This is a genomic window from Streptomyces sp. NPDC002795, from assembly GCF_042888725.1.
Lineage (GTDB): Bacteria > Actinomycetota > Actinomycetes > Streptomycetales > Streptomycetaceae > Streptomyces.
In genome coordinates this window covers 436,851-454,889 of the sequence record NZ_JBIAQB010000008.1, presented here as the reverse complement: position 1 = coordinate 454,889, position 18,039 = coordinate 436,851, and the positions used below count along the sequence as shown (strand labels likewise).

General features: G+C 71.3%; 18 protein-coding genes and 3 pseudogenes. 10 read left to right on the top strand and 11 right to left on the bottom strand.

The window, feature by feature from the left end; genetic code table 11:
- Window positions 1-12: 12 nt before the first annotated feature.
- Genes ACFYWS_RS25915 through ACFYWS_RS25905 form a run of 3 tightly spaced genes read right to left on the bottom strand, consistent with a single transcriptional unit; the run spans window position 13 to window position 3,594 of the window.
- Window positions 13-969, bottom strand: a complete 957-nt coding sequence (locus ACFYWS_RS25915) for a TIGR03619 family F420-dependent LLM class oxidoreductase (protein WP_389280490.1) — start codon at window positions 967-969, stop codon at window positions 13-15.
- Complete coding sequence (locus ACFYWS_RS25910) at window positions 962-2,254, bottom strand: cytochrome P450 (RefSeq protein ID WP_389280489.1); 1,293 nt, start codon at window positions 2,252-2,254, stop codon at window positions 962-964. The genes ACFYWS_RS25915 and ACFYWS_RS25910 overlap by 8 nt, the downstream gene beginning before the upstream one ends.
- A 20-nt stretch (window positions 2,255-2,274) precedes the next feature.
- A complete protein-coding gene (locus ACFYWS_RS25905) occupies window positions 2,275-3,594 on the bottom strand; it encodes a glutamine synthetase family protein (protein ID WP_389280558.1) in 1,320 nt (439 codons plus the stop codon).
- Between the two features lie 303 nt (window positions 3,595-3,897).
- Between ACFYWS_RS25905 and ACFYWS_RS25900 the strand changes: the two genes are divergently transcribed.
- The 9 genes from ACFYWS_RS25900 to ACFYWS_RS25860 all read left to right on the top strand — a co-directional run bounded on the left by ACFYWS_RS25900 (window position 3,898) and on the right by ACFYWS_RS25860 (window position 12,460).
- Window positions 3,898-4,086: a ferredoxin gene (locus tag ACFYWS_RS25900; protein WP_389280488.1), complete on the top strand. Its 189-nt coding sequence runs from the start codon at window positions 3,898-3,900 to the stop codon at window positions 4,084-4,086.
- A gap of 13 nt (window positions 4,087-4,099) precedes the next feature.
- A complete protein-coding gene (locus ACFYWS_RS25895) occupies window positions 4,100-5,308 on the top strand; it encodes an NAD(P)/FAD-dependent oxidoreductase (protein WP_389280487.1) in 1,209 nt (402 codons plus the stop codon).
- 12 nt (window positions 5,309-5,320) lie between these two features.
- Window positions 5,321-6,127 carry an acetoacetate decarboxylase family protein gene (locus ACFYWS_RS25890; RefSeq protein WP_389280486.1) on the top strand — a complete coding sequence of 269 codons (807 nt, stop codon included), beginning with the start codon at window positions 5,321-5,323 and terminating at the stop codon, window positions 6,125-6,127.
- A gap of 116 nt (window positions 6,128-6,243) precedes the next feature.
- On the top strand, window positions 6,244-7,731 hold the full coding sequence (locus ACFYWS_RS25885; protein WP_389280485.1) for an aldehyde dehydrogenase: 1,488 nt from the start codon (window positions 6,244-6,246) through the stop codon (window positions 7,729-7,731).
- Window positions 7,724-8,650 carry a 3,4-dihydroxyphenylacetate 2,3-dioxygenase gene (locus ACFYWS_RS25880; protein WP_389280484.1) on the top strand — a complete coding sequence of 309 codons (927 nt, stop codon included), beginning with the start codon at window positions 7,724-7,726 and terminating at the stop codon, window positions 8,648-8,650. The genes ACFYWS_RS25885 and ACFYWS_RS25880 overlap by 8 nt, the downstream gene beginning before the upstream one ends.
- Window positions 8,643-9,488: a fumarylacetoacetate hydrolase family protein gene (locus ACFYWS_RS25875; protein ID WP_389280483.1), complete on the top strand. Its 846-nt coding sequence runs from the start codon at window positions 8,643-8,645 to the stop codon at window positions 9,486-9,488. The genes ACFYWS_RS25880 and ACFYWS_RS25875 overlap by 8 nt, the downstream gene beginning before the upstream one ends.
- Before the next feature lie 58 nt (window positions 9,489-9,546).
- Window positions 9,547-10,152 carry a TetR/AcrR family transcriptional regulator gene (locus tag ACFYWS_RS25870; protein WP_389280482.1) on the top strand — a complete coding sequence of 202 codons (606 nt, stop codon included), beginning with the start codon at window positions 9,547-9,549 and terminating at the stop codon, window positions 10,150-10,152.
- A gap of 74 nt (window positions 10,153-10,226) precedes the next feature.
- Window positions 10,227-11,726, top strand: a complete 1,500-nt coding sequence (locus ACFYWS_RS25865; protein ID WP_389280481.1) for an aldehyde dehydrogenase — start codon at window positions 10,227-10,229, stop codon at window positions 11,724-11,726.
- Between the two features lie 14 nt (window positions 11,727-11,740).
- On the top strand, window positions 11,741-12,460 hold the full coding sequence (locus ACFYWS_RS25860) for a gamma-glutamyl-gamma-aminobutyrate hydrolase family protein (RefSeq protein ID WP_389280557.1): 720 nt from the start codon (window positions 11,741-11,743) through the stop codon (window positions 12,458-12,460).
- On the opposite strand, the gene ACFYWS_RS25855 is transcribed toward ACFYWS_RS25860, so the two are convergent.
- From ACFYWS_RS25855 to ACFYWS_RS25825, 7 genes and pseudogenes are all read right to left on the bottom strand, one after another.
- Window positions 12,446-12,868, bottom strand: a complete 423-nt coding sequence (locus tag ACFYWS_RS25855; protein WP_389280480.1) for a hypothetical protein — start codon at window positions 12,866-12,868, stop codon at window positions 12,446-12,448. The two genes, ACFYWS_RS25860 and ACFYWS_RS25855, sit on opposite strands and share 15 nt — an antisense overlap.
- 323 nt (window positions 12,869-13,191) lie before the next feature.
- Entirely contained in the window at window positions 13,192-13,722 is a 531-nt protein-coding gene (locus ACFYWS_RS25850; protein ID WP_389280561.1) for a hypothetical protein, read from the bottom strand.
- A 41-nt stretch (window positions 13,723-13,763) separates the two neighbouring features.
- Window positions 13,764-13,979, bottom strand: a pseudogene (locus ACFYWS_RS25845) (helix-turn-helix domain-containing protein); the annotation flags it as partial.
- A gap of 60 nt (window positions 13,980-14,039) precedes the next feature.
- Window positions 14,040-14,246 carry a TetR/AcrR family transcriptional regulator gene (locus ACFYWS_RS25840; RefSeq protein ID WP_389280479.1) on the bottom strand — a complete coding sequence of 69 codons (207 nt, stop codon included), beginning with the start codon at window positions 14,244-14,246 and terminating at the stop codon, window positions 14,040-14,042.
- Between the two features lie 64 nt (window positions 14,247-14,310).
- The gene (locus ACFYWS_RS25835; protein ID WP_389280478.1) at window positions 14,311-14,883 is read right to left on the bottom strand and encodes a MarR family winged helix-turn-helix transcriptional regulator; all 573 of its coding nucleotides are present in this window, start codon (window positions 14,881-14,883) and stop codon (window positions 14,311-14,313) included.
- A 115-nt stretch (window positions 14,884-14,998) separates the two neighbouring features.
- Window positions 14,999-15,592 carry a hypothetical protein gene (locus ACFYWS_RS25830; protein ID WP_389280477.1) on the bottom strand — a complete coding sequence of 198 codons (594 nt, stop codon included), beginning with the start codon at window positions 15,590-15,592 and terminating at the stop codon, window positions 14,999-15,001.
- A gap of 133 nt (window positions 15,593-15,725) precedes the next feature.
- A pseudogene (locus ACFYWS_RS25825) lies at window positions 15,726-15,860 on the bottom strand (amidase family protein); the annotation flags it as partial.
- Window positions 15,861-16,585: 725 nt separating this feature from the next.
- Between ACFYWS_RS25825 and ACFYWS_RS25820 the strand changes: the two are divergent.
- Window positions 16,586-16,672, top strand: a pseudogene (locus ACFYWS_RS25820) (dehydrogenase); the annotation flags it as partial.
- Window positions 16,673-16,742: 70 nt separating this feature from the next.
- Here ACFYWS_RS25820 and ACFYWS_RS25815 read toward each other — a convergent pair.
- The gene (locus ACFYWS_RS25815) at window positions 16,743-17,675 is read right to left on the bottom strand and encodes a hypothetical protein (RefSeq protein WP_389280476.1); all 933 of its coding nucleotides are present in this window, start codon (window positions 17,673-17,675) and stop codon (window positions 16,743-16,745) included.
- Window positions 17,676-18,039: the final 364 nt, after the last annotated feature.

Here is an 18,039-nt window from a genome sequence, read left to right as displayed (position 1 = left end):
CGACGACCGCAGTCATCCGACGAGCCGGTCCACCTTGCGCACCACATCCCGGCAGAACGCCCCCACGGCCTGCGGGTCGTCCGTGAACTGGGACGGCTTGATGCAGAAGTTGGTGAAGCCCTCCGCCCACTGCTCGGGCACGGCGGCGAGCGCCTGGTCCAGGTCGGCGGTCGCGTGGGGGGAGGGGAACACCGCGCGGGTGCCGCCGATCATCTCCAACTCGCTGACGTCGCGGCCCGCTTCGGACATCGCCGCCGCCAGCTTCTCCATCTCGCCGGGGGCCGGCCGGCCCAGCGGGTTGAAGCCGTGCCCGTAGCGGACGAGGCGACGCACCAGCGCGTCGTGCAACTTCGAGCCGCCGAACCACAGTTGGGGGCCGCCCTCCCGGTACGGGCTCGGCTCCAGGTAGGCGTCGTCGAAGCGGTAGTGGTCGCCGTGGAAGGTGGTCGGGCCCGGCTTCCACAGTTCCGCCCAGGCCGCCAGGTGCTCGTCGAGGAGCTTGCCGCGGTGCTCGAACGGGACCTGGAGCGCCGCGTACTCGTCGCGGCTCCAGCTCACCGTCGGCAGCACGACCAGGCGGCCGTGCGAGAGCAGGTCGAGGGTCGCCATCTCCTTGGCAAGCAGGAGCGGGTGGCGCAGCGGGGCGAGGATGGCGGCCGCCGCCAGGCGGATGCGTTCCGTGACCGCCGCGATCGCCGAGAGCAGGACCAGCGAGTTGGGCCAGGGGGTGTCCGGCGGCTGGTTGCCGGGCAGCGCGTACTCGCGCGGGTTCGGCATCACACCGTTCGCCCCCGCGTCCGGGCCCAGCACGATGTGCTCGCTGAGCATCACCGCGTCGAACCCGGCGTCCTCCGCCTCGCGCGCCCAGCGCACCAGGGCGTCCAGGTCGCAACGCCCGCCGGTCATCGTCCAGTTCTCGGACAGGACGAGGGTCAGGCGTGGGCGTGTCCGCGTAACAAGGTCAGACAAGGGAGACCTCCACCGGCAGCTTCTTGATGCCGTTGACGAAGTTGGAGCGCACCCGCGGCACGTCGCCGGCCAGTCGGATCGAGGACAGGCGCGGGATCAGCTCCTCGAACATGATCCGGACCTCGGTGCGGGCCAGCAGATTGCCCAGGCACAGGTGCGGGCTGCCCTTGCCGAAGGTGACGTGGTCGTTGTCGGCGCGCGTGACATCGAAGTCGTACGGGTTGGTGAACACGTCCTCGTCGCGGTTGCCGGACGCGTACCACATCACCACCTTGTCGCCCTCCTTGACCTGCTTCCCGCCGAGCTCGACGTCGCGGGTCGCGGTGCGGCGGAAGTGGTAGACGGGCGAGGCCCAGCGCAGGAACTCCTCCACCGCGGTGGGGATGAGGGAGGGGTCCTCCTGGAGGCGGGCCAGCTGCTCGGGGTGCTGGATCAGGGCCAGCATCGAGTGGGTGATGGTGTGCCGGGTCGTCTCGTTGCCGGCCACGACCAGGAGCAGGAAGTAGTTGTCGAAGTCCTGGGCGGAGAGCGGGACGCCGTCGCGCGGGGTCTGGTTGACGAGCCGGGAGACCAGGTCCGTGCCCTCGCCGCCGCGCCGCTGGCGTGCCAGCTCCCGTCCGTACTCGAAGACTTCGAGGGATGCGGGGGAGCGGAAGGGCAGGTCGCGGTACTTCTCGCTCTCCGCGCTCTCCAGGAGGACGTCGGCGTAGTCCGGGTCGGTGTTGCCGATGATCCGGTTGCCCCAGTCGATGAGCTGCTGGTTGTCCTCCGGCGGCACGTCGAGGAGGCGGGCGAGGACGTTGATGGGGAAGTCGGCGGAGACCTCCTTGACGAAGTCGAAGCTGCCCTTGGCGAGCGCGGTGTCCAGCGTCTTCGCGGTCAGTCCGCGCAGGAAGTCGGTGTAGCTGTTGATGACCTTCGCGCCGAACTGGCGCTGCAGCAGGCTGCGCATCGCCCGGTGGCGCACCCCGTCGAGCTCCAGGATCGAGGCGCGCTTCTTGATCTGGTCCTCGTCGACCTCTTCGAGGTTGGTGAACTTGGTGGAGGTGAACGTCTCGGCGTCCCGGTCCACGCGGGCGATGTCGGCGTGCCGGGTGACGGCCCAGAAGCCGGAGTTGGGGGCCTCCTCCTCCTGCCAGTGGACGGGGTCCTCGTGGCGCAGGGTGTGGAACATCCGCCACGGTGTGCTGCCGTCCGTGAAGTTGTCCAGGTCGGCGAGGTTCACGTCGGCGAGCGGCAGCGGCTCGGTGGCGGCGCCGGCGATCCGGTCGGGGGTGATGGTCATGATGTGCGGCCTCCGTGGCATCACAGGTGATAGGCGTACTCGGTGAACTCCCAGTCGGTGATGTGCCGTTGGAAGCGCGCGATCTCGTCGCGCTTGTACGAGAGGTAGGAAGCGGTGAAGTCCTTGCCGAGGAGCTCGGCGAGCGCGGAGTCGGCCTCCAGCGCGTCGAGGGCCGCGGGCAGCGTCGACGGCAGCAGGGCGGACCTGGCGGTGTCGTAGCCGTAGCCCTCCAGCGGCGCGGGCGGTTCCGCGGCGGCCAGCACGCCGAGCAGGGCCGCCGCGAGGGTGCCGGCGATCAGCAGGTACGGGTTGGCGCTCGCGTCGCCGAGCCGCAGCTCCAGGCGCGAGCCGCTGCCGCGCTCGGGCGGGATGCGGACCATGGCGCTGCGGTTGTCCATGCCCCAGTCGATCAGCCACGGCGCGAGGGTGTCGGGCCCGAACCGCTTGTAGGAGTTGATCGTCGGGTTGGCGAGAGCGGTGAGCGCCGGGGCATGCGCGAGGATGCCCGCGACCGCGTGCCGCGCCGTGGTGGACAGGCCGTGCGGGGCGGCCGGGTCGTCGAAGATGTTGCCGCCCTCGGCGTCCGTGCAGGACATGTGCAGGTGGAAGCCGGAGCCGCCGACGCCGTTGAACGGCTTGGCCATGAAGGTCGCCAGCCGGCCTTCCCTGCGCGCCAGTTCCTTGATGGCCGACTTGAACCGGAAGGAGCGGTCGGCGGCGTCCATGGCGTCGGAGTGGGTCAGATTGATCTCGAACTGGCCGCCGTCGAATTCGTGGTTGCCGTTGCTGACGCCGATCTTCAGGTCGCGCAGCAGGCGCAGGGTGCGCAGCAGGTGGTTGTCGCCGTCCGCGCGCAGGCCCGCGGTGTAGACGACGCCGTCCGCCTCGCTGTAGCGCCGCCAGCCCTGCGGGCTGTCGGGGGCCGCTTCGCACAGGAAGTATTCGAGTTCGGGGCCGACGACCGGGTGCAGGCCGTGCTGCGCGCACCGGTCCACGACGGCGCGCAGCAGGTCGCGCGGCGACTCGGGCGCGGGCCGGCCGGTCGCCGGGTCGGTGACGTCGCCGAGGCAGGCCGCGACGCCCGGCTCCCACGGCAGGGCGGTCAGGGTGTCGAGGTCGGGACGGACGCTGATGTCGGGCAGGCCCGCGTCCAGGCCGCCGGACACGTCGACGACATCGCCCTGCGGGCTGGTGTGGTAGACGGCGCGGCAGAACGCGAGGCCGTGCTCGCAGGCCGCCGGCAGGTGGTCGAGGAGGACGTCCCGGGCCCGGTCGGTGCCGATGAGGTCGGGATAGGTCACGCGGACCACGTCGATGCCCTCGGAGGCGAGCCGGGTCATGTGGTCGCGGACGGGAGGCGTGTCGGATTGTGCTGCGCTCACCGGTTTCTCCTCTGCGGGAGTGGGAGGGAGGGGGAGTGGCGGCCTCGAACTGCGCTGCTGCGGCGGGCCGTTCGCTCGTTTGGTTGCAAACGGTATGGAGGCCGGGTCGCTTCCCGCAAGGGTTGCCTCGAAGAAATTTATCCAGGCGGATAGCTATTGACCAGGCTCCGGTCGCTTCTTATGTTGTTTGAAGCCAAACGAGCTCGGGTGACGTCTCTCGGCACCCGGGGTGACGCCCCCTCAGCATCAGGAGGACCGGCCATGAAGGTCGCCGTCGACATGAACAAGTGCCAGGACCACGGCCAGTGCGTCTTCGCCGCCCCGGACGTCTTCAGCTTCGACGACGCCGGGCGCCTCGCCTACGTCCCCGACCCCGACGACGCGCTGCGCGACGACGTCGAGGAAGCGGCCGACGTGTGCCCGCTCCAGGCCATCCGGATCGAGGCCTGAGCCAGTGAGTACGGTGAACGCGCCTGTCGTCGTGGCCGGCGCCTCCATGGCCGGCCTGCGCGCCGCGGAGCAGCTGCGCGCCGCGGGGTGGCAGGGCCCCGTCACCCTCGTCGGCGACGAGCCCCACATGCCGTACAACCGGCCGCCCCTGTCCAAGGAAGTCCTCGCCGGCAAGGCCCCGTTCGAGTCCCTGGCGTTCCGGCCGCGGGCCGCCGTGGCCGACGTCGACTGGCGCCTGGGCACCAAGGTCGTACGCGCCGACCTGGACCGCCGCACCGTCGCCCTCGACGACGGCACCGCCCTGACGTACAGCGGCCTCGTCGTCGCCACCGGCATGCGACCGCGCCGCCTGCGCTGCCCGGGCCCGCAGGCCGGTCGGCACACCGTGCGCACCCTCGACGACGCGCAGGCGCTGCGAAGTGACCTGACCCGCCCGGGTGTTCGCGTGGTCGTCGTCGGCGCCGGGTTCATCGGTTGCGAGGTCGCGGCGACGGCGCTCCAGCTCGGCGCCGCCGAGGTCACCGTCGTCGACCCGCTGTCGCTGCCCATGGTCGGGCCGCTCGGCGAACTCCTCGCGCGGGCGCTGCTGAAGCGGCACGAGGAACGCGGGGTGCGCTTCGCGCTCGGCGCCGGAGTCACCGGCTTCGCGGGCGAGGACCGGGTGAGCGGCGTGGTGCTCGGCGACGGCACCGTCCTGCCCGCCGACGTCGTCGTGGAGTCGGTCGGCTCCGCCGCCAACACCGAGTGGCTCGAAGGCAACGGCCTCGACCTCACCGACGGCGTCCTGACCGACGAGCACCTGCGCGCCGGCGGCCGCCCCGACGTCATCGCCGTCGGCGACGTCGCCCGCTTCCCCAACGCCCGCTACGACGCCGTGCCCCGCCGCGTCGAGCACTGGTCCATCCCCACGGACACCGCCAAGCACGCCGCCAAGGTGCTCACCGCGCATCTCACCGGCGCCGACGCCCCGGCGGACCCCTTCGCTCCGCTGCCCACCTTCTGGAGCGACCAGCACGACTTCCGGCTCCAGTCCTTCGGCGCCCCGGCCCTCGGCAAGGACGACGTGCGCGTCCTGGACGGCGACCCCGACGGCGACGTACTCGCCGGATACCACCAGGGCGGGCGGCTCGTCGGCGTCGTCGCCCTCGGCGGCAAGGCGGCCGCGGCGGCCGCCGCCCGGTACCGCGCAGAACTCCTCAAGCAGCCCGCCCTCATCGCGTAAGGAACCCTGGCCATGACCACCGTCCGCGGATACCTCCACCCCAAGACGGCGACCGGTGCCTCGTCGCTGATCCCCTCACCGCCCTGGCGCTACTCCGGCGACCTGCTCACCATCGAGTACCGCACCGACCCGTCCCGTGTGCGCGAACTGCTGCCCGAACCGCTGGAGCTGGCGGACGAGGACCCCGGCGCCGTCGCCCTCATCTGGGCCGACTGGCAGTCCTGCTCGGCCGACGGACACGAGCTGCTCGACCCGGTGCTCGCCCAGTACAAGGAGGCCTTCGCGGTCGTCCGCTGCAAGTACAAGGGGCAGACCTACACCCGCTGCGTCTACATCTGGGTCGACAAGGACTTCGCCATCGCCCGCGGCCTGCACCAGGGCTACCCGAAGAAGCTCGGCTCGATCCACCAGACGCGGCCGCACCCGTACGGGCCCGCGCCGCGCATCGAGGCCGGGGCCCGCTTCGGCGCCACGATCGCCGCGGCGGACCGGCGCCTCGCGCAGGCCGTCGTGACGCTGCGCGAACCGTCCGAGACCAACGGGTTCGTCAACGGCCACCCGATGGCGCACCACCGGTGGCTGCCCTCCATCGAGAAGGGTAAGGGGCTCGCGCTGGACGAGCTGATCGAGTCCGGGGCGGCCTCCTTCGAGGGCGGTCAACCGTGGGTCGGTGACGCCGAGTTGGAGCTCTTCCAGGCGCCCACGGAGGAGTTGGCCCGCCTGGAGATCCGTGAGCCGATCGCGGCGTACTACCGGCAGGTGGGGGTCGTGTGGGACGGAGGGCGGCTCCTGGAGTCGGGGACGTCGGCGGCGGAGTAGTCCCCGGCCGGCCGGTCGTACCCACGTCGCGGGGCTCCGCCCCGGACCCCGCTGCTCAAACGCCGCAGGGGCTGATTTTGCCCACCCGCCCCCAACCCAGCAGGAGCCCGAGCGCCATGACCTCGCAAGCGCACACCACCACGGTCGCCGGAGTCCCCGTCGACACCCGCCACTACATCGGCGGCGAACGCGTCGCCTCCCCCGACACCTTCACCGATGTCTCGCCCATCGACGGCGCCGTACTCGGCGAGATCGCCCGCGGCACGAAGACCGAGGCCGACGCCGCCGTCGCCGCCGCCAAGGCCGCCTTCCCCGGCTGGGCCGCCACGCCGCCCGTCGAGCGCGCCCGGCTGCTGCACGCCCTCGCCGACGGCGTCGACAAGCGCATCGAAGAGCTCGCCATCGTCGAGACCACCGACAACGGCGCGCTCCTTCGCTCCCACCGCCGCGGTGTCATGCCGCGCGTCGCGCACAACTTCCGCTTCTTCGCGGACTGGCTGACCGAAAACCTCGGCCACGACGACTTCGACACGCGCGGACACACCAACCACGTCAGCTGGGACCCGGCGGGCCCCTGCGTGCTGATCACGCCGTGGAACGCTCCGCTGATGCTGTCCAGTTGGAAGCTCGCCCCGGCCCTCGCCGCCGGCAACACCCTCGTCCTCAAGCCCGCCGAGTGGACCCCGCTCACGGCCTCGCTGTTCGCCGACATCGCCGAGGAGGCGGGCCTGCCGCCGGGTGTGGTGAACATCGTCCAGGGCTACGGATCCGAGATCGGCGACGCCCTCACCTCCCACCCCGACGTGCGCCGCGTCAGCTTCACCGGCTCGGTGCCCACCGCGCAGCACATCGCCGCGCAGGCCGCCCCGAACCTCACCCCGCTCAGCCTCGAACTCGGCGGCAAGTCACCGCTGTTGGTGTTCGCCGACGCCGACCTCGACCTGGCCGTCGACCTCGCCGTCGAGCAGTTCGACAACGCCGGGCAGGTCTGCCTCGCCGCCACCCGTATCCTCGTGGACGAAACGATCGCCGACGAATTCACTCGTCGATTCGTCGACAAGGCGGCCCAGTTGCAGCAGGGCGACCCGCGTGACGAGGCCACCGACATCGGCCCCAACATCCACCCCCGCCAGCTCGACAAGATCGACGGCTTTGTGCGGCGGGCGCTCGACGCCGGCGCCCGCGCCGTCATCGGGGGCCGGCGCGGCGAGGGCAACTACTACGCCCCCACGCTCCTCACCGACGTCGCCCAGGACTCCGAGATCGTGCAGGAGGAGGTCTTCGGACCCGTCCTCACCCTCCAGACCTTCGCGGACGAGGACGAGGCCGTCCGCCTCGCCAACGACACCCGCTTCGGCCTCGCCGCCACCGTCGCCACCGGCGACCACGCGCGCGCCGAGCGCATCACCGCACAGCTCGTCGCGGGCACCGTCTGGGTCAACTGCTTCTTCGTACGCGACCTGCAGGCGCCCTTCGGCGGCTCCCGCCAGTCGGGCGTCGGTCGCGAGGGCGGCACGTGGAGCTTCGACTTCTACTGCGACCTCAAGAACACCGTGACCGCCCCGAAGGGCTTCCAGCAGCAGAAGGGTGCGGACCATGGGTGACATCGTCGGCGCGGGCCTGCTCGCGCACGTCCCGACCATCGTGCTGCCGGAGGCCGACCGCCTGGAGCTGAACGAGGGCAAGGAGATCACCCTCGTCACCGGCCTGCACCAGCTCCGCAAGGACGTCTTCGACCGCGACGACTACGACACCGTCGTCGTGCTCGACTCCCACTGGGCCACCACCGTCGAGTTCGTCGTCACCGCGCAGGACCAGCGCGCCGGCCTGTTCACCTCGGAGGAGCTGCCGCGCGGCATGTGCCGCATGCCGTACGACTTCCCCGGGGATCCCGAACTCGCCGAGAACATCGCCCAGTTCGCCGACAAGTACGGCACCTGGATCACCCCGATCGCCGACCCGTACCTGCCGATCTACTACGCCACCATCAACCTGTGGAAGTTCCTCGGCGAGGGCCTGCCCGACAAGCGGTGGGTCACCATCGGGGTCTGCCAGACCGGTGACGTGGAGGACCATCTGCGGCTCGGCCGCGCGCTCGCCGACGGCATCGCCGCCACCCCCGGCCGCCGCGTCCTGCTCATCGCCTCCGGCGCCCTCTCGCACACCTTCTGGCCGCTGCGCGAACTGCGCGACCACGAATCCAGCGACCCCTCGCACATCTTCACCCCGGAGGCCCGCGCGGCCGACGAGGAGCGCATCGCCTGGTTCAAGGAGGGCCGCCACGACCGCGTCCTCGACACCATGGACGAGTTCTACAAGTTCAAGCCGGAAGCCAAGTTCTTCCACTACCTGATGATGGCCGGCGCCCTCGGCGAGCGGGCCTGCACCGCCCCGGCCCGCCAGTACGGCGCGTACGAGAACTCCGTCGGCACCGGACAGGTCCACCTCTGGTTCGACCGCCCCGCCGACGGCTGGACGTCCCCCGCCCCCACCCGCGTACAGGAGAACACCGCACATGCCTGAGTACCGCCGTATCCTCCTCGACGGCGCCGCCGTCCAGGTCACCGTCGACGGCGACGAGCTGGTCGCGGGCGACGGCCGCCGCGTCAAGACGGACGAGGCCCAGCACCTGCCCCCGGTGATCCCCTCCAAGGTGATCGCCGTGCACCTCAACCACCGCAGCCGCGTCGACGAGTTCCAGATCGGCCTGCCCGACACACCCACCTACTTCCACAAGCCGACCTCCGCGCTGAACAGCCACAAGGGCGCCGTCGTCCGCCCCGACGGCTGCAAGTGGCTCAACTACGAGGGCGAGGTCGCCATCGTCATCGGGAAGACCGCGCGCAACATCGCCCCGGAAGACGCGGGGGAGTACATCGCCGGCTACACCGTCGCCAACGACTACGGCCTGCACGACTTCCGGGACACCGACGCCGGCTCCATGCTCCGCGTCAAGGGCTCCGACACCCTGTGCCCGCTCGGCCCGGGCCTGGCCACCGACTGGGACTTCCACGGCAAGCGCCTGCGCACCTACGTCAACGGCGAGGTCGTCCAGGACGGCTCGACCGACGAGATGAAGTGGGACATGCACTATCTCGTCGCCGACATCGCCCGCACCATCACCCTGTACCCCGGCGACGTCCTGCTGTCCGGTACGCCCGCCAACTCCCGCCCCGTCAAGCCCGGCGACGTCGTCGAGGTCGAGGTCGAGGGCCTCGGCCGGCTCACCAACCACATCGTGACCGGCCCCACCGCCGTCCGCACGGACGTCGGCGCCCAGCCCACCGAGTCCGAGGAGGTCCTGTCCACCGCGCTCGGCGGCGACTGGGAGTTCCGCGGCATCAGGCCGCCGAAGCGCTGACATGGGCGCCGACGTGCGGGCGGGTGGGCCCGCCACCCTGACCGGTAGGCTCGAGATCATGTCCGACTCCGCCCCGCCGCCCGGCGAGCAGAGCCGGTCCCGTAAGCGGGTGAAGAACTACGGGACCGGCCGCGCCGCCCTGCTCGACGCCGCCGTCCGCGTGGTGGCCAAGGGCGGGCTGCGGGGACTCACCTACCGGGCCGTCGCCCAGGAGGCCGGAGTCACCCACGGGCTCGTCGTCCACCACTTCGGTTCGCGCGACGCGCTCATCGAGGAGGCGGTCAGCCACGCCATCCACACCTCGCTCGGCAGCAGCTCCCTCGACGTCGGCACGGGAGACCCGGCGGACTTCTCCGCGAGCCTCGTCGACATGGTCGAGTCCGACCCCGAACTCCAGGCGTTTCAGTACGAGTTGCTGCTCGAGGCCCGCCGCAGGCCCGAACTGCTCCCGGGGCTGCGCAGCCTGTACGAGGAGTACTTCGAGGCCACCCGGCGGGAGTTGGACCGGATGCTGCCGGGGACGGTGGACCGCGGCACGTACCGGCTCGTCTTCGCCGCCCTCGAAGGTCTGGTCCTGCACCAGCTCGTCTTCGGCGAGCGCGAGGTCACCGAAGAGGCACTGACCCGGCTGCGGGAACTCCTGGCGGACCTGGCGCGGCGCTGACACCGAACCGCCCGTCCCTACCCCTGCTTCCTTCTCTCTTCTCGCACCATCCGTGGTCTGGAGGACCACCCGCGATGACCCCTGCCGTCATGCCCACGTACGACACCTGGCAGCGCCGCGCCAAGGAGCTCGCCCCGAACGGAACACACCTCGTCGACGGCGCCGACGAAGCCGGTGGCGGTGCCACCTTCGAGGCACTGTCACCACGCGACGGGCAGCGCCTCGCCGTGGTCGCCGACGGCGGCGAGGCCGAGGTCAACGCCGCGGTCGCCGCGGCCCGCCGCGCCTTCGACCAGGGCCCGTGGCCGCGCCTGGCCCCCGCCGAACGCGGCCGCATCCTGGCACGCGTCGCCGACCTGCTCGAAGGGCATCGCGCCGAACTGGCCCTCACAGTCAGCCTGGAGATGGGCAAGACCATCTCCGACGCCCATGACATCGAACTGCGCGCCGTCATCAACACCTTCCGCTGGTACGGGCAGTTGGCCGACAAGCTCACTGACGAGTCCCCGCACACCGCCCCCGACGCGCTTGCGCTGGTGACGCGGGAGCCGGCCGGCGTCGTCGGCGCGGTCGTCCCCTGGAACTTCCCGCTCACCCTCGCCGGCTGGAAACTCGCGCCCGCCCTCGCGGCCGGCTGCACGGTCGTCCTCAAGCCCTCCGAGAACTCGCCGCTGTCCGCGCTGCTGCTCGGCCGCCTCGCCCTGGAGGCCGGACTGCCGCCCGGCGTCCTCAACGTGGTGAACGGCGACGGCCCCGTCGCGGGCAAGGCCCTCGGCCTGCATCCCGATGTCGACGTCCTCGCCTTCACCGGATCCACCGCAGTCGGCCGCCACTTCCTGCACTACGCCGCCGACTCCAACCTCAAGCGGGTCTGGCTGGAGCTCGGCGGCAAGTCGCCCAACATCGTGCTGCCCGACGCCCCCGACCTGGACCGGGCCGCCGCCACCGCCGCCTGGGGCATCTTCTTCAACCAGGGCGAGATGTGCACCGCGCCCTCCCGCCTGCTCGTCCACACCTCCGTCGCTGAACGGGTCACGGAGGCCGTCGTGGAGCGCGCCCGCGCCCTGCGCGTCGGCGACCCGCTCGACCCGGTGACCGAGATGGGCGCCCTGGTGAGCGAACGACACCTCGACCGGGTCCTCGACCACGTACACGACGGGGTCGAGGACGGCGCCCGGCTGCGTACCGGCGGGGCCCGCACCCGCACCGAGACCGGCGGAATCCACATGGAACCCACCGTCCTCGACCGGGTCGCCCCCGACAGCCGCCTGGCCCGCGAGGAGATCTTCGGCCCGGTCCTGTCGGTCCTCACCTTCGACGACCTCGACGAGGCGATCACCCTCGCCAACGCCACCGAGTACGGCCTGGCGGCAGGCCTGTGGACCTCCGACCTCACCACAGCCCACCAGGTCTCCCGCGCCCTCAAGGCAGGCACGGTCTGGGTCAACTGCTACGAGGAGGGTGACCTGACCGTCCCCTTCGGCGGGATGAAGCAGTCCGGCAACGGCCGCGACAAGTCGGCCCACGCCCTGGAGAAGTACATGGAACTCAAGACCACGTGGATCCAACTGTGAGCGAACTCCCGCACGTGCGACGCCCGTTGATCGCCATCCCGGCCCGCTTCTCGGCCACGACCTCCGCGCTGCGCTACGCCGCCGAGGTCAACGCCCGCGCCCTCATCGAGGCCGTGTGGCGCGCGGGCGGCGAACCCGCCACCCTCCACCCGCACGCCCCCGGCGGCACCGCCGACCCCGCCGAGGTCGCCTCCCGCCTCGCCCGCTTCGACGGCCTGCTCCTCCCCGGCGGCGGCGACCTCGCCCCGCACCGCTACGGAGCGACGCACGCACACGAGGCGGTCTACGACGTGGACGACGAACAGGACGCGTTCGACCTGGAGTTGGCTCGCCAGGCGCTGGCGTCCGGCCTCCCGCTCCTCGCCATCTGTCGCGGCCTGCAAGTGGTCAACACGGCCCTCGGCGGCACCCTCCACCAGGACATGGGCGGCCCCGACAGGGAACACCGCCACGTCCGCCACCCGGTCGCCCTCACCCCCGGCTCGGCCCTGGCCCGGGCCACCCGCACCGACAAGGTGGAGGCCTCCTGCTACCACCACCAGCACGTGGACCGCCCCGGAGAAGGCCTGCACATCACGGCCCGCGCCGCCGACGGCACCATCGAGGCCCTCGAACTCCCCACCCACGACGGCCTGTTCCTGGCGGTGCAGTGGCACCCCGAGGACACGGCCCACGAGGATCCGGTGCAGCAGCGGGTGTTCGGGGCGCTGGTGGAGGCGTCAGCGCGCCGCTGACGGGTCGGCGAGGCGGAGGGCCCCCGCCCAAGTGAGGGCCGCGCCGAGCGCGCAGCCGGTCAGGACACCCACACCGTGGTTGCTGGCGAGCAGGCACAGGACCACGCCGCTCGCGGGGACCAGTGGGGCCACGCGCCGCACGGCGGTCAGCGCGCCGCGCAGCGCGTACGTCGTGGCCAGCGCGCCGACCCGACCGCAGCTGGCGACCGAGTCACCGCCGCCCCGTGGGCCCCAGCCCGCCACGCTCACCGCCTGCGCCGCCACACCAGTCACCACGTAGACGGCGAGCATGCGCGCAGGGCAGAACGCACGCTCCGCGACCGGGGCGACGACGAACAGCGCGGCCAGATTGAAGACGACCTGGAACCGCCGGACGACTGCACCAGCAAAGCGGTCGGCACCCGCCACCACGGCCCGTCCGGCACCCGCTCGAGCCCGCCGACCAGGGCCGGAACGACGGTCTGCGCGACGATGCGGCGGGGCCGCCAGTATCTGGGTGCCGGGCACGATGACGGCTATCGCACAGCACTAGAGGAGAAGGGTTCGCAAGTCCACGACCGGCAGTCTCGCAGGCCGCGGGCGGTTGTGTGATCAGGACTTGGAACGCCGCCCACTGAGGATCCGGTGCAGCAGCGGGTGTTCGGGGCGCTGGAGGAGGCGTCAGCGTCCCACGGGCCGGAGCGCCTCCCATAGCCGGCCGCCGCCTACTGCCACCGAACCCCTGACTCACGTCACGAGTCAGGCGTCATGTTGCCCTCGCCTCCTGCGGCGAGACGCTGGGCCTGCCCTTCGTGAATGTCGCTCACCCACTCCCAGCCGGGCTTGGCCGACGGCCCGAGCCGCGGGTCATCGGGAGCACGGCCGTCTCGCAGGGCATGCATGTACCCCAGATCCGGGGCGACCCGTGCGCGGATCTCATCGCCCTGGGCGACGGACCCGTGACCGGGCACGAGCCCATCGAAGCCGTCCGCCACGTCCGCGAGCAGCCGCAGCCCGACGAGGTAGTCCTCCAACGCGTCGGCGGTGCCGTCGAGCATCGGAATAGGCAGATCGGACAGCGTATCGACGGCAACGAGAACCCCGCATTCCTCGATCAACAACGCCGCATGGCCCCGAGCATGCGTCGGATGCTCAACGATCCGGACCTCCAGTCCGTCACAGGGAATCCGCTCAGTTCCCGCAGCCAGGTCGGTGACGAGGCCGAACAGGTCCAGCGTTGTCTCGTCGGCGACCTCCGGCGGCAGTCCCTCCGCGATATGCACCTGCCAGTCTCCAGGGTGGCGAACAGGGCCTCGGTCAGCTTCGGCCGGGCCGCCGAATCCGCCGAGCGCAAGGACGCGCCCCCGTGTTCTTCCCAGGCGCGGCGCCATCGCTGGACCGAACGGACGCTGACCCGCAGCCGTTTGGCCACGTCAGCATTGTCGACCCCAGTAGCGAACAGCCCGGTCGCCTGCAGACGGATGCCCTCGCGAAATGCCCGCCGCTCGGCCGTCAGGCCACCACCTTGCGGATACCTCATAAACCGGGCATACGGCTATCGCCGCCATCTGTCAGCCCCCACGACAACACGCCAACGAAGTCAGTAACTGCTGCTCAGCAGCGCCTGCCCGAGAAGTTCCTGCGTGCACCGGGAGTGCCGGTAGAGCCCGCTGACCGAACGGCCGACGGCCGTGGCGATGTCCTCCATCCCGGTGGTCCGGTACCCGGAACGCTGCAAGCACTCCATCGCGGCGGCCAGGATCTGAGCCTTGCGGTCGCGCGGGCGGCGGGCTGGCTGGGTCGTCACGGCCGTCACATCGGGCATCCGATGGGTGAGCGTCGCCGGCGTCCCCCTTCCCGGCGGCGGGGGGCTACCCCTTCGAACGCCGCCCACTGCGCCGCGGCGCGGGCTCCGCACCGTCGAGCAGTGAGAGGCGGCGCTCCTCGCCGTGCTGCTCCACCTGCAGCACCACGCGGCGCAGCGCGTCCGCGACGGAGCGGCACTCGGCGTCGTCGAGTTGGCCGGCGACGAAGGCCTCCTCGTCGTTGAAGCGGGGGAAGAGGTGCTGCATCATCTCCTCGCCCTCTTCGGTGAGGCTGAGCAGCACGAGTCGGCCGTCCTCGGGATGGCCGGCCCGGCGCACGAGCCCGCGGGACTCCAGGGTGCGGGCGACACCCGTGAGCGTGCCCTTGGAGATGCCGGCCTCCTCCGCCACGTGCCGGGTCTCCGACTCGCCCCACACCCAGACCACCCACAGCACCACGAAGGCGGTCCAGGTCAGTTCGGACTCGCGCAGCACCGAGTTCTCCAGGTGCTGGCGCACGGCCGCGGCGGCGCGGTGGATATTGGCCACCACGGCCATCTGCTCGTGCCGGATCGGCAGCCCGCCGAGCTTCGCCTCGACCAGCTTCTCGGCCGCGCTGATGGATCGTTCGCCGGGCACGAGCACACTCCTTCGATGCCGCCGCGCGGTCCGGGCAGCCATACGTTCGGGCTCAAATTATAGGGAGTGCCGATCGTCGTCCGTGGTGCCCGTCCGCGTCACGCCTTCGTGGAGGTCAGCCGCGCGACCACCCCGCCCACGACCTCTCGCCTTCCCGCGCCACCCGCACCGCGAGATCCAGCAGATGCCGGTCGCTGCCCTGCGGCCCCACCAGGCAGAGCCCCACCGGCGCGGTGCGGCTGAGCACGGGGACGCCGATGGCGGGGCGGCCGGTGAGACCGGCCAGGCAGGTGAGTTGGAAGGTCTGGGCCCTGGCCTGTTCGATGACCGGGCCGCCGATCGCGGTCTCCTCGCAGGTCGGGGCGACCGAGGGTGCGGAGGGCAGCAGCAGGATGCGGTCGCCGAGCAGGTCGTCCACGCGGGAGCGCGCCTCGCGCAGGACCGCTTCGGCCGCGGCGAGGTCGCTTTGTGTGTACGCCGACGCGGTCTCGAAGCGGGAACGGACATCCGGGTAGACGGCGTCCCAGTGCTGCGTGCCCCAGGGGTCCCACTGCCGCCAGGTCTCCACGCCCTGCTTGGTCTGGAAGGCGCGGACCCAGCCGGGCGGCACGCCGGCGTCGAATCGTACGGTCCGCACGTGCGGGAGATGCGCGCCGCGCCACCCGTCCACCGCCCGCCGCACGGAGGCGGCGACCTCCGGCGACGCCACGTCGACGATCTCCTCGCTGAGCACGACGCCGGACGGCGCGGGGCCGGGCGGCCCGGGGCAGCAGGGCGTGTCCGGCGGCGCGCAGGGTGCCGGCGACGCGGGCGATCCAGCCGACCGTGTCGAAGGACGGTTCGAGCGGGAGCAGTCCCTCGCTGGACATCGCGCGGTGAGTCGGGCGGATTCCGTACAGGCCCTGGTAGGAGGAGGGAATGCGGATCGAGCCGCCGGTGTCGGTCCCGAGGCCGATGTCGGCCTGGCCGAGGGTCACGATGCCGACTGAGTGGAGGATCTCCCAGACTGTGGACCGGGCGATCAGGTAGCAGAGGCGGGTGATTCGCCCTGTATCCGGCGGTGGCCCAGCTGTTGTTCTCTCGGGTCAGGCGCAGGGTGAGCTGCTTGACGGCGGATGGGGTGGAGGGCCTGCTGGGTCGGTGGTGTCGGGGGAGTGTCCATTTCCTGGCGATGCGTTGGCGGTGCCAGCGCAGCAGCGTGGAGGGGGTGACCGTGAAGACTTGACGCCAGTGCTCCCGTGGGACCAGCTGGAAAGGACAGCCAGCCAGATCCGGTCAGCGGGCTCGTAGCGGACTCGCGGGCAATCTGGCGGCGCAGTACGGCAGCCGGGCACCTTGATCAGAATCCGGACCAGCGTGGTGACGATCGACAGCGACATCGAAGGATCATCCCAGGCGCCATTGAGGCTGTTGCCTCGCGTGGAGAAGCTGTAGGCCAGAGCCGGAATCGTATTTCCGAGCGGGACAGGGTCCTGACACACTCGGAAGCCGTGAAGGACGTGCCGTGCCATGGAGTCAACTCACCGTCCGAGCCTTCTGCAGATTGTCGTCGTCGCATCCAAGCTGGGCCGCCTCGGCGAGCTGCGTGCCGCCGCTCGGCGCCAGGACCGCGCGGAGTTGGCCGCTCACGTGGTCGCCCTGAGCGGCAGCCCGGGCCCGGGTGGAGACGCTCGTAGCGGAGCTAGCCCGGTTGACGGCCCGTCTGGACGGCTCACGCCCCGACTGCTGGCGCTATCTGGTCGAGGTCGACGGCGCCGGCAAGTTGGCGGACGCAACCGGATACCGGTGAGGGGCATCGCCCGCAGGGCTCTTCCGGCGTCCGTCCGACTCGCCCGCCGCCCCTCCTGCGCAGTCGTACGTCAGCCGGCCCGCTCATAGGTAAGGACGGTCTTCGGGTGGTTGCCGATCTTGCGTAGGCGCAGCGGGCCGTCCGAGGACTTCACGTCGAAGGAGTACTCGGTCTCCTTCGGCGGGCAGTTGACGGTCCTGGTGCCCTGATCGACCTTGAAGTTGCTCATGGACAGGTCGTGCTGGTCGATGCCGGTGACAATGGCGCTGCCCTTGCATCGCGGGCCGGTGCGCGACTCGATGACCGCGCGTGCCCATCTGCCCGGCTCGACCTGGTGGATGGTCAGCTGCTGGCTGCCGTCCGTGGCTCGCCACCGGCCCACGAACCAGGGGTGGATGGGCTTGTACTTCATGGCCACCTTGGCGAATCCGGAGCCTTTGCGCCAGGTCAGCGTGGCGGTTCTCACCCAGCTGGGAGCGACGAAGTCCACTCGGGCGCCACCGTCGCGGATGCGGGCCTTCGGCCAGACGATGGTGTTTTTGGTCGGGTCGGTGGTCCAGGAGGAGAGGTCCCCGGTGGCGACGGCCGCGATCACTTCCTGCGGTTCTTCGCCGTCCCTGCAGTACGCGCCGAAGCCGGCCGCGAGCCACACGGTGTCCCGGTACGCCTTTGCCCTGATGCCGCCGCACGGTCTGGTGCCGGTCTCATAGACCGTCTTCCGGGCGGACCAGGCGTCGTCAGAGGCGTCGCGATGCTGTGCCTCCAGGCCGCGGCGAGTGAAGCGGAGCGACACCTGCCGGCCGTCGGACAGTTCGAGGACGGTGTGGTCGTCGTCGTCCTCGACGACCCGTGAATCAGGCTTGTCCTCGGGTTCGCGGTGGGACTTCGTGTGCTTCGCGCTGCTGCCGGACGGTCCCTTGTCCGATTGCTCGGCGCAGCCGCCGACGGCTGCGCCGAGCATCAGCACCGCTACCGCCCACGCCGCTGCGCTCTTCGTTCTCATGCCGTGTCAGCTCCCCTGTACGCCGCGCCGAGATACCCGGGCCGGTGGGTGGCACGAACTCGGCGATGCTAGTCGGTGGGCGGCCCGCCCCGCTCGGCCCCCGGCACGGTGCGGCCCCGGCGGTTCCGTCACTCGTCGAGGACGGCGGCGACCGCACCCGGGCCCGGGCCGCCGCCTTCCGTGCCTCCAACTCCCCGATCAACGACCCCATCAGCGTCGCCTCCTCCACCCACACGGTAGAGACCCGACCACGCCGCCATCACCCACAACCACGATCTCCCAGCTCAGACCTCGGGGCCGTCCCCGGAAGAGAGCTACACCCATCTCCATTTCACCTCGCAGGTGACCACGTCCTGGTCGAGCC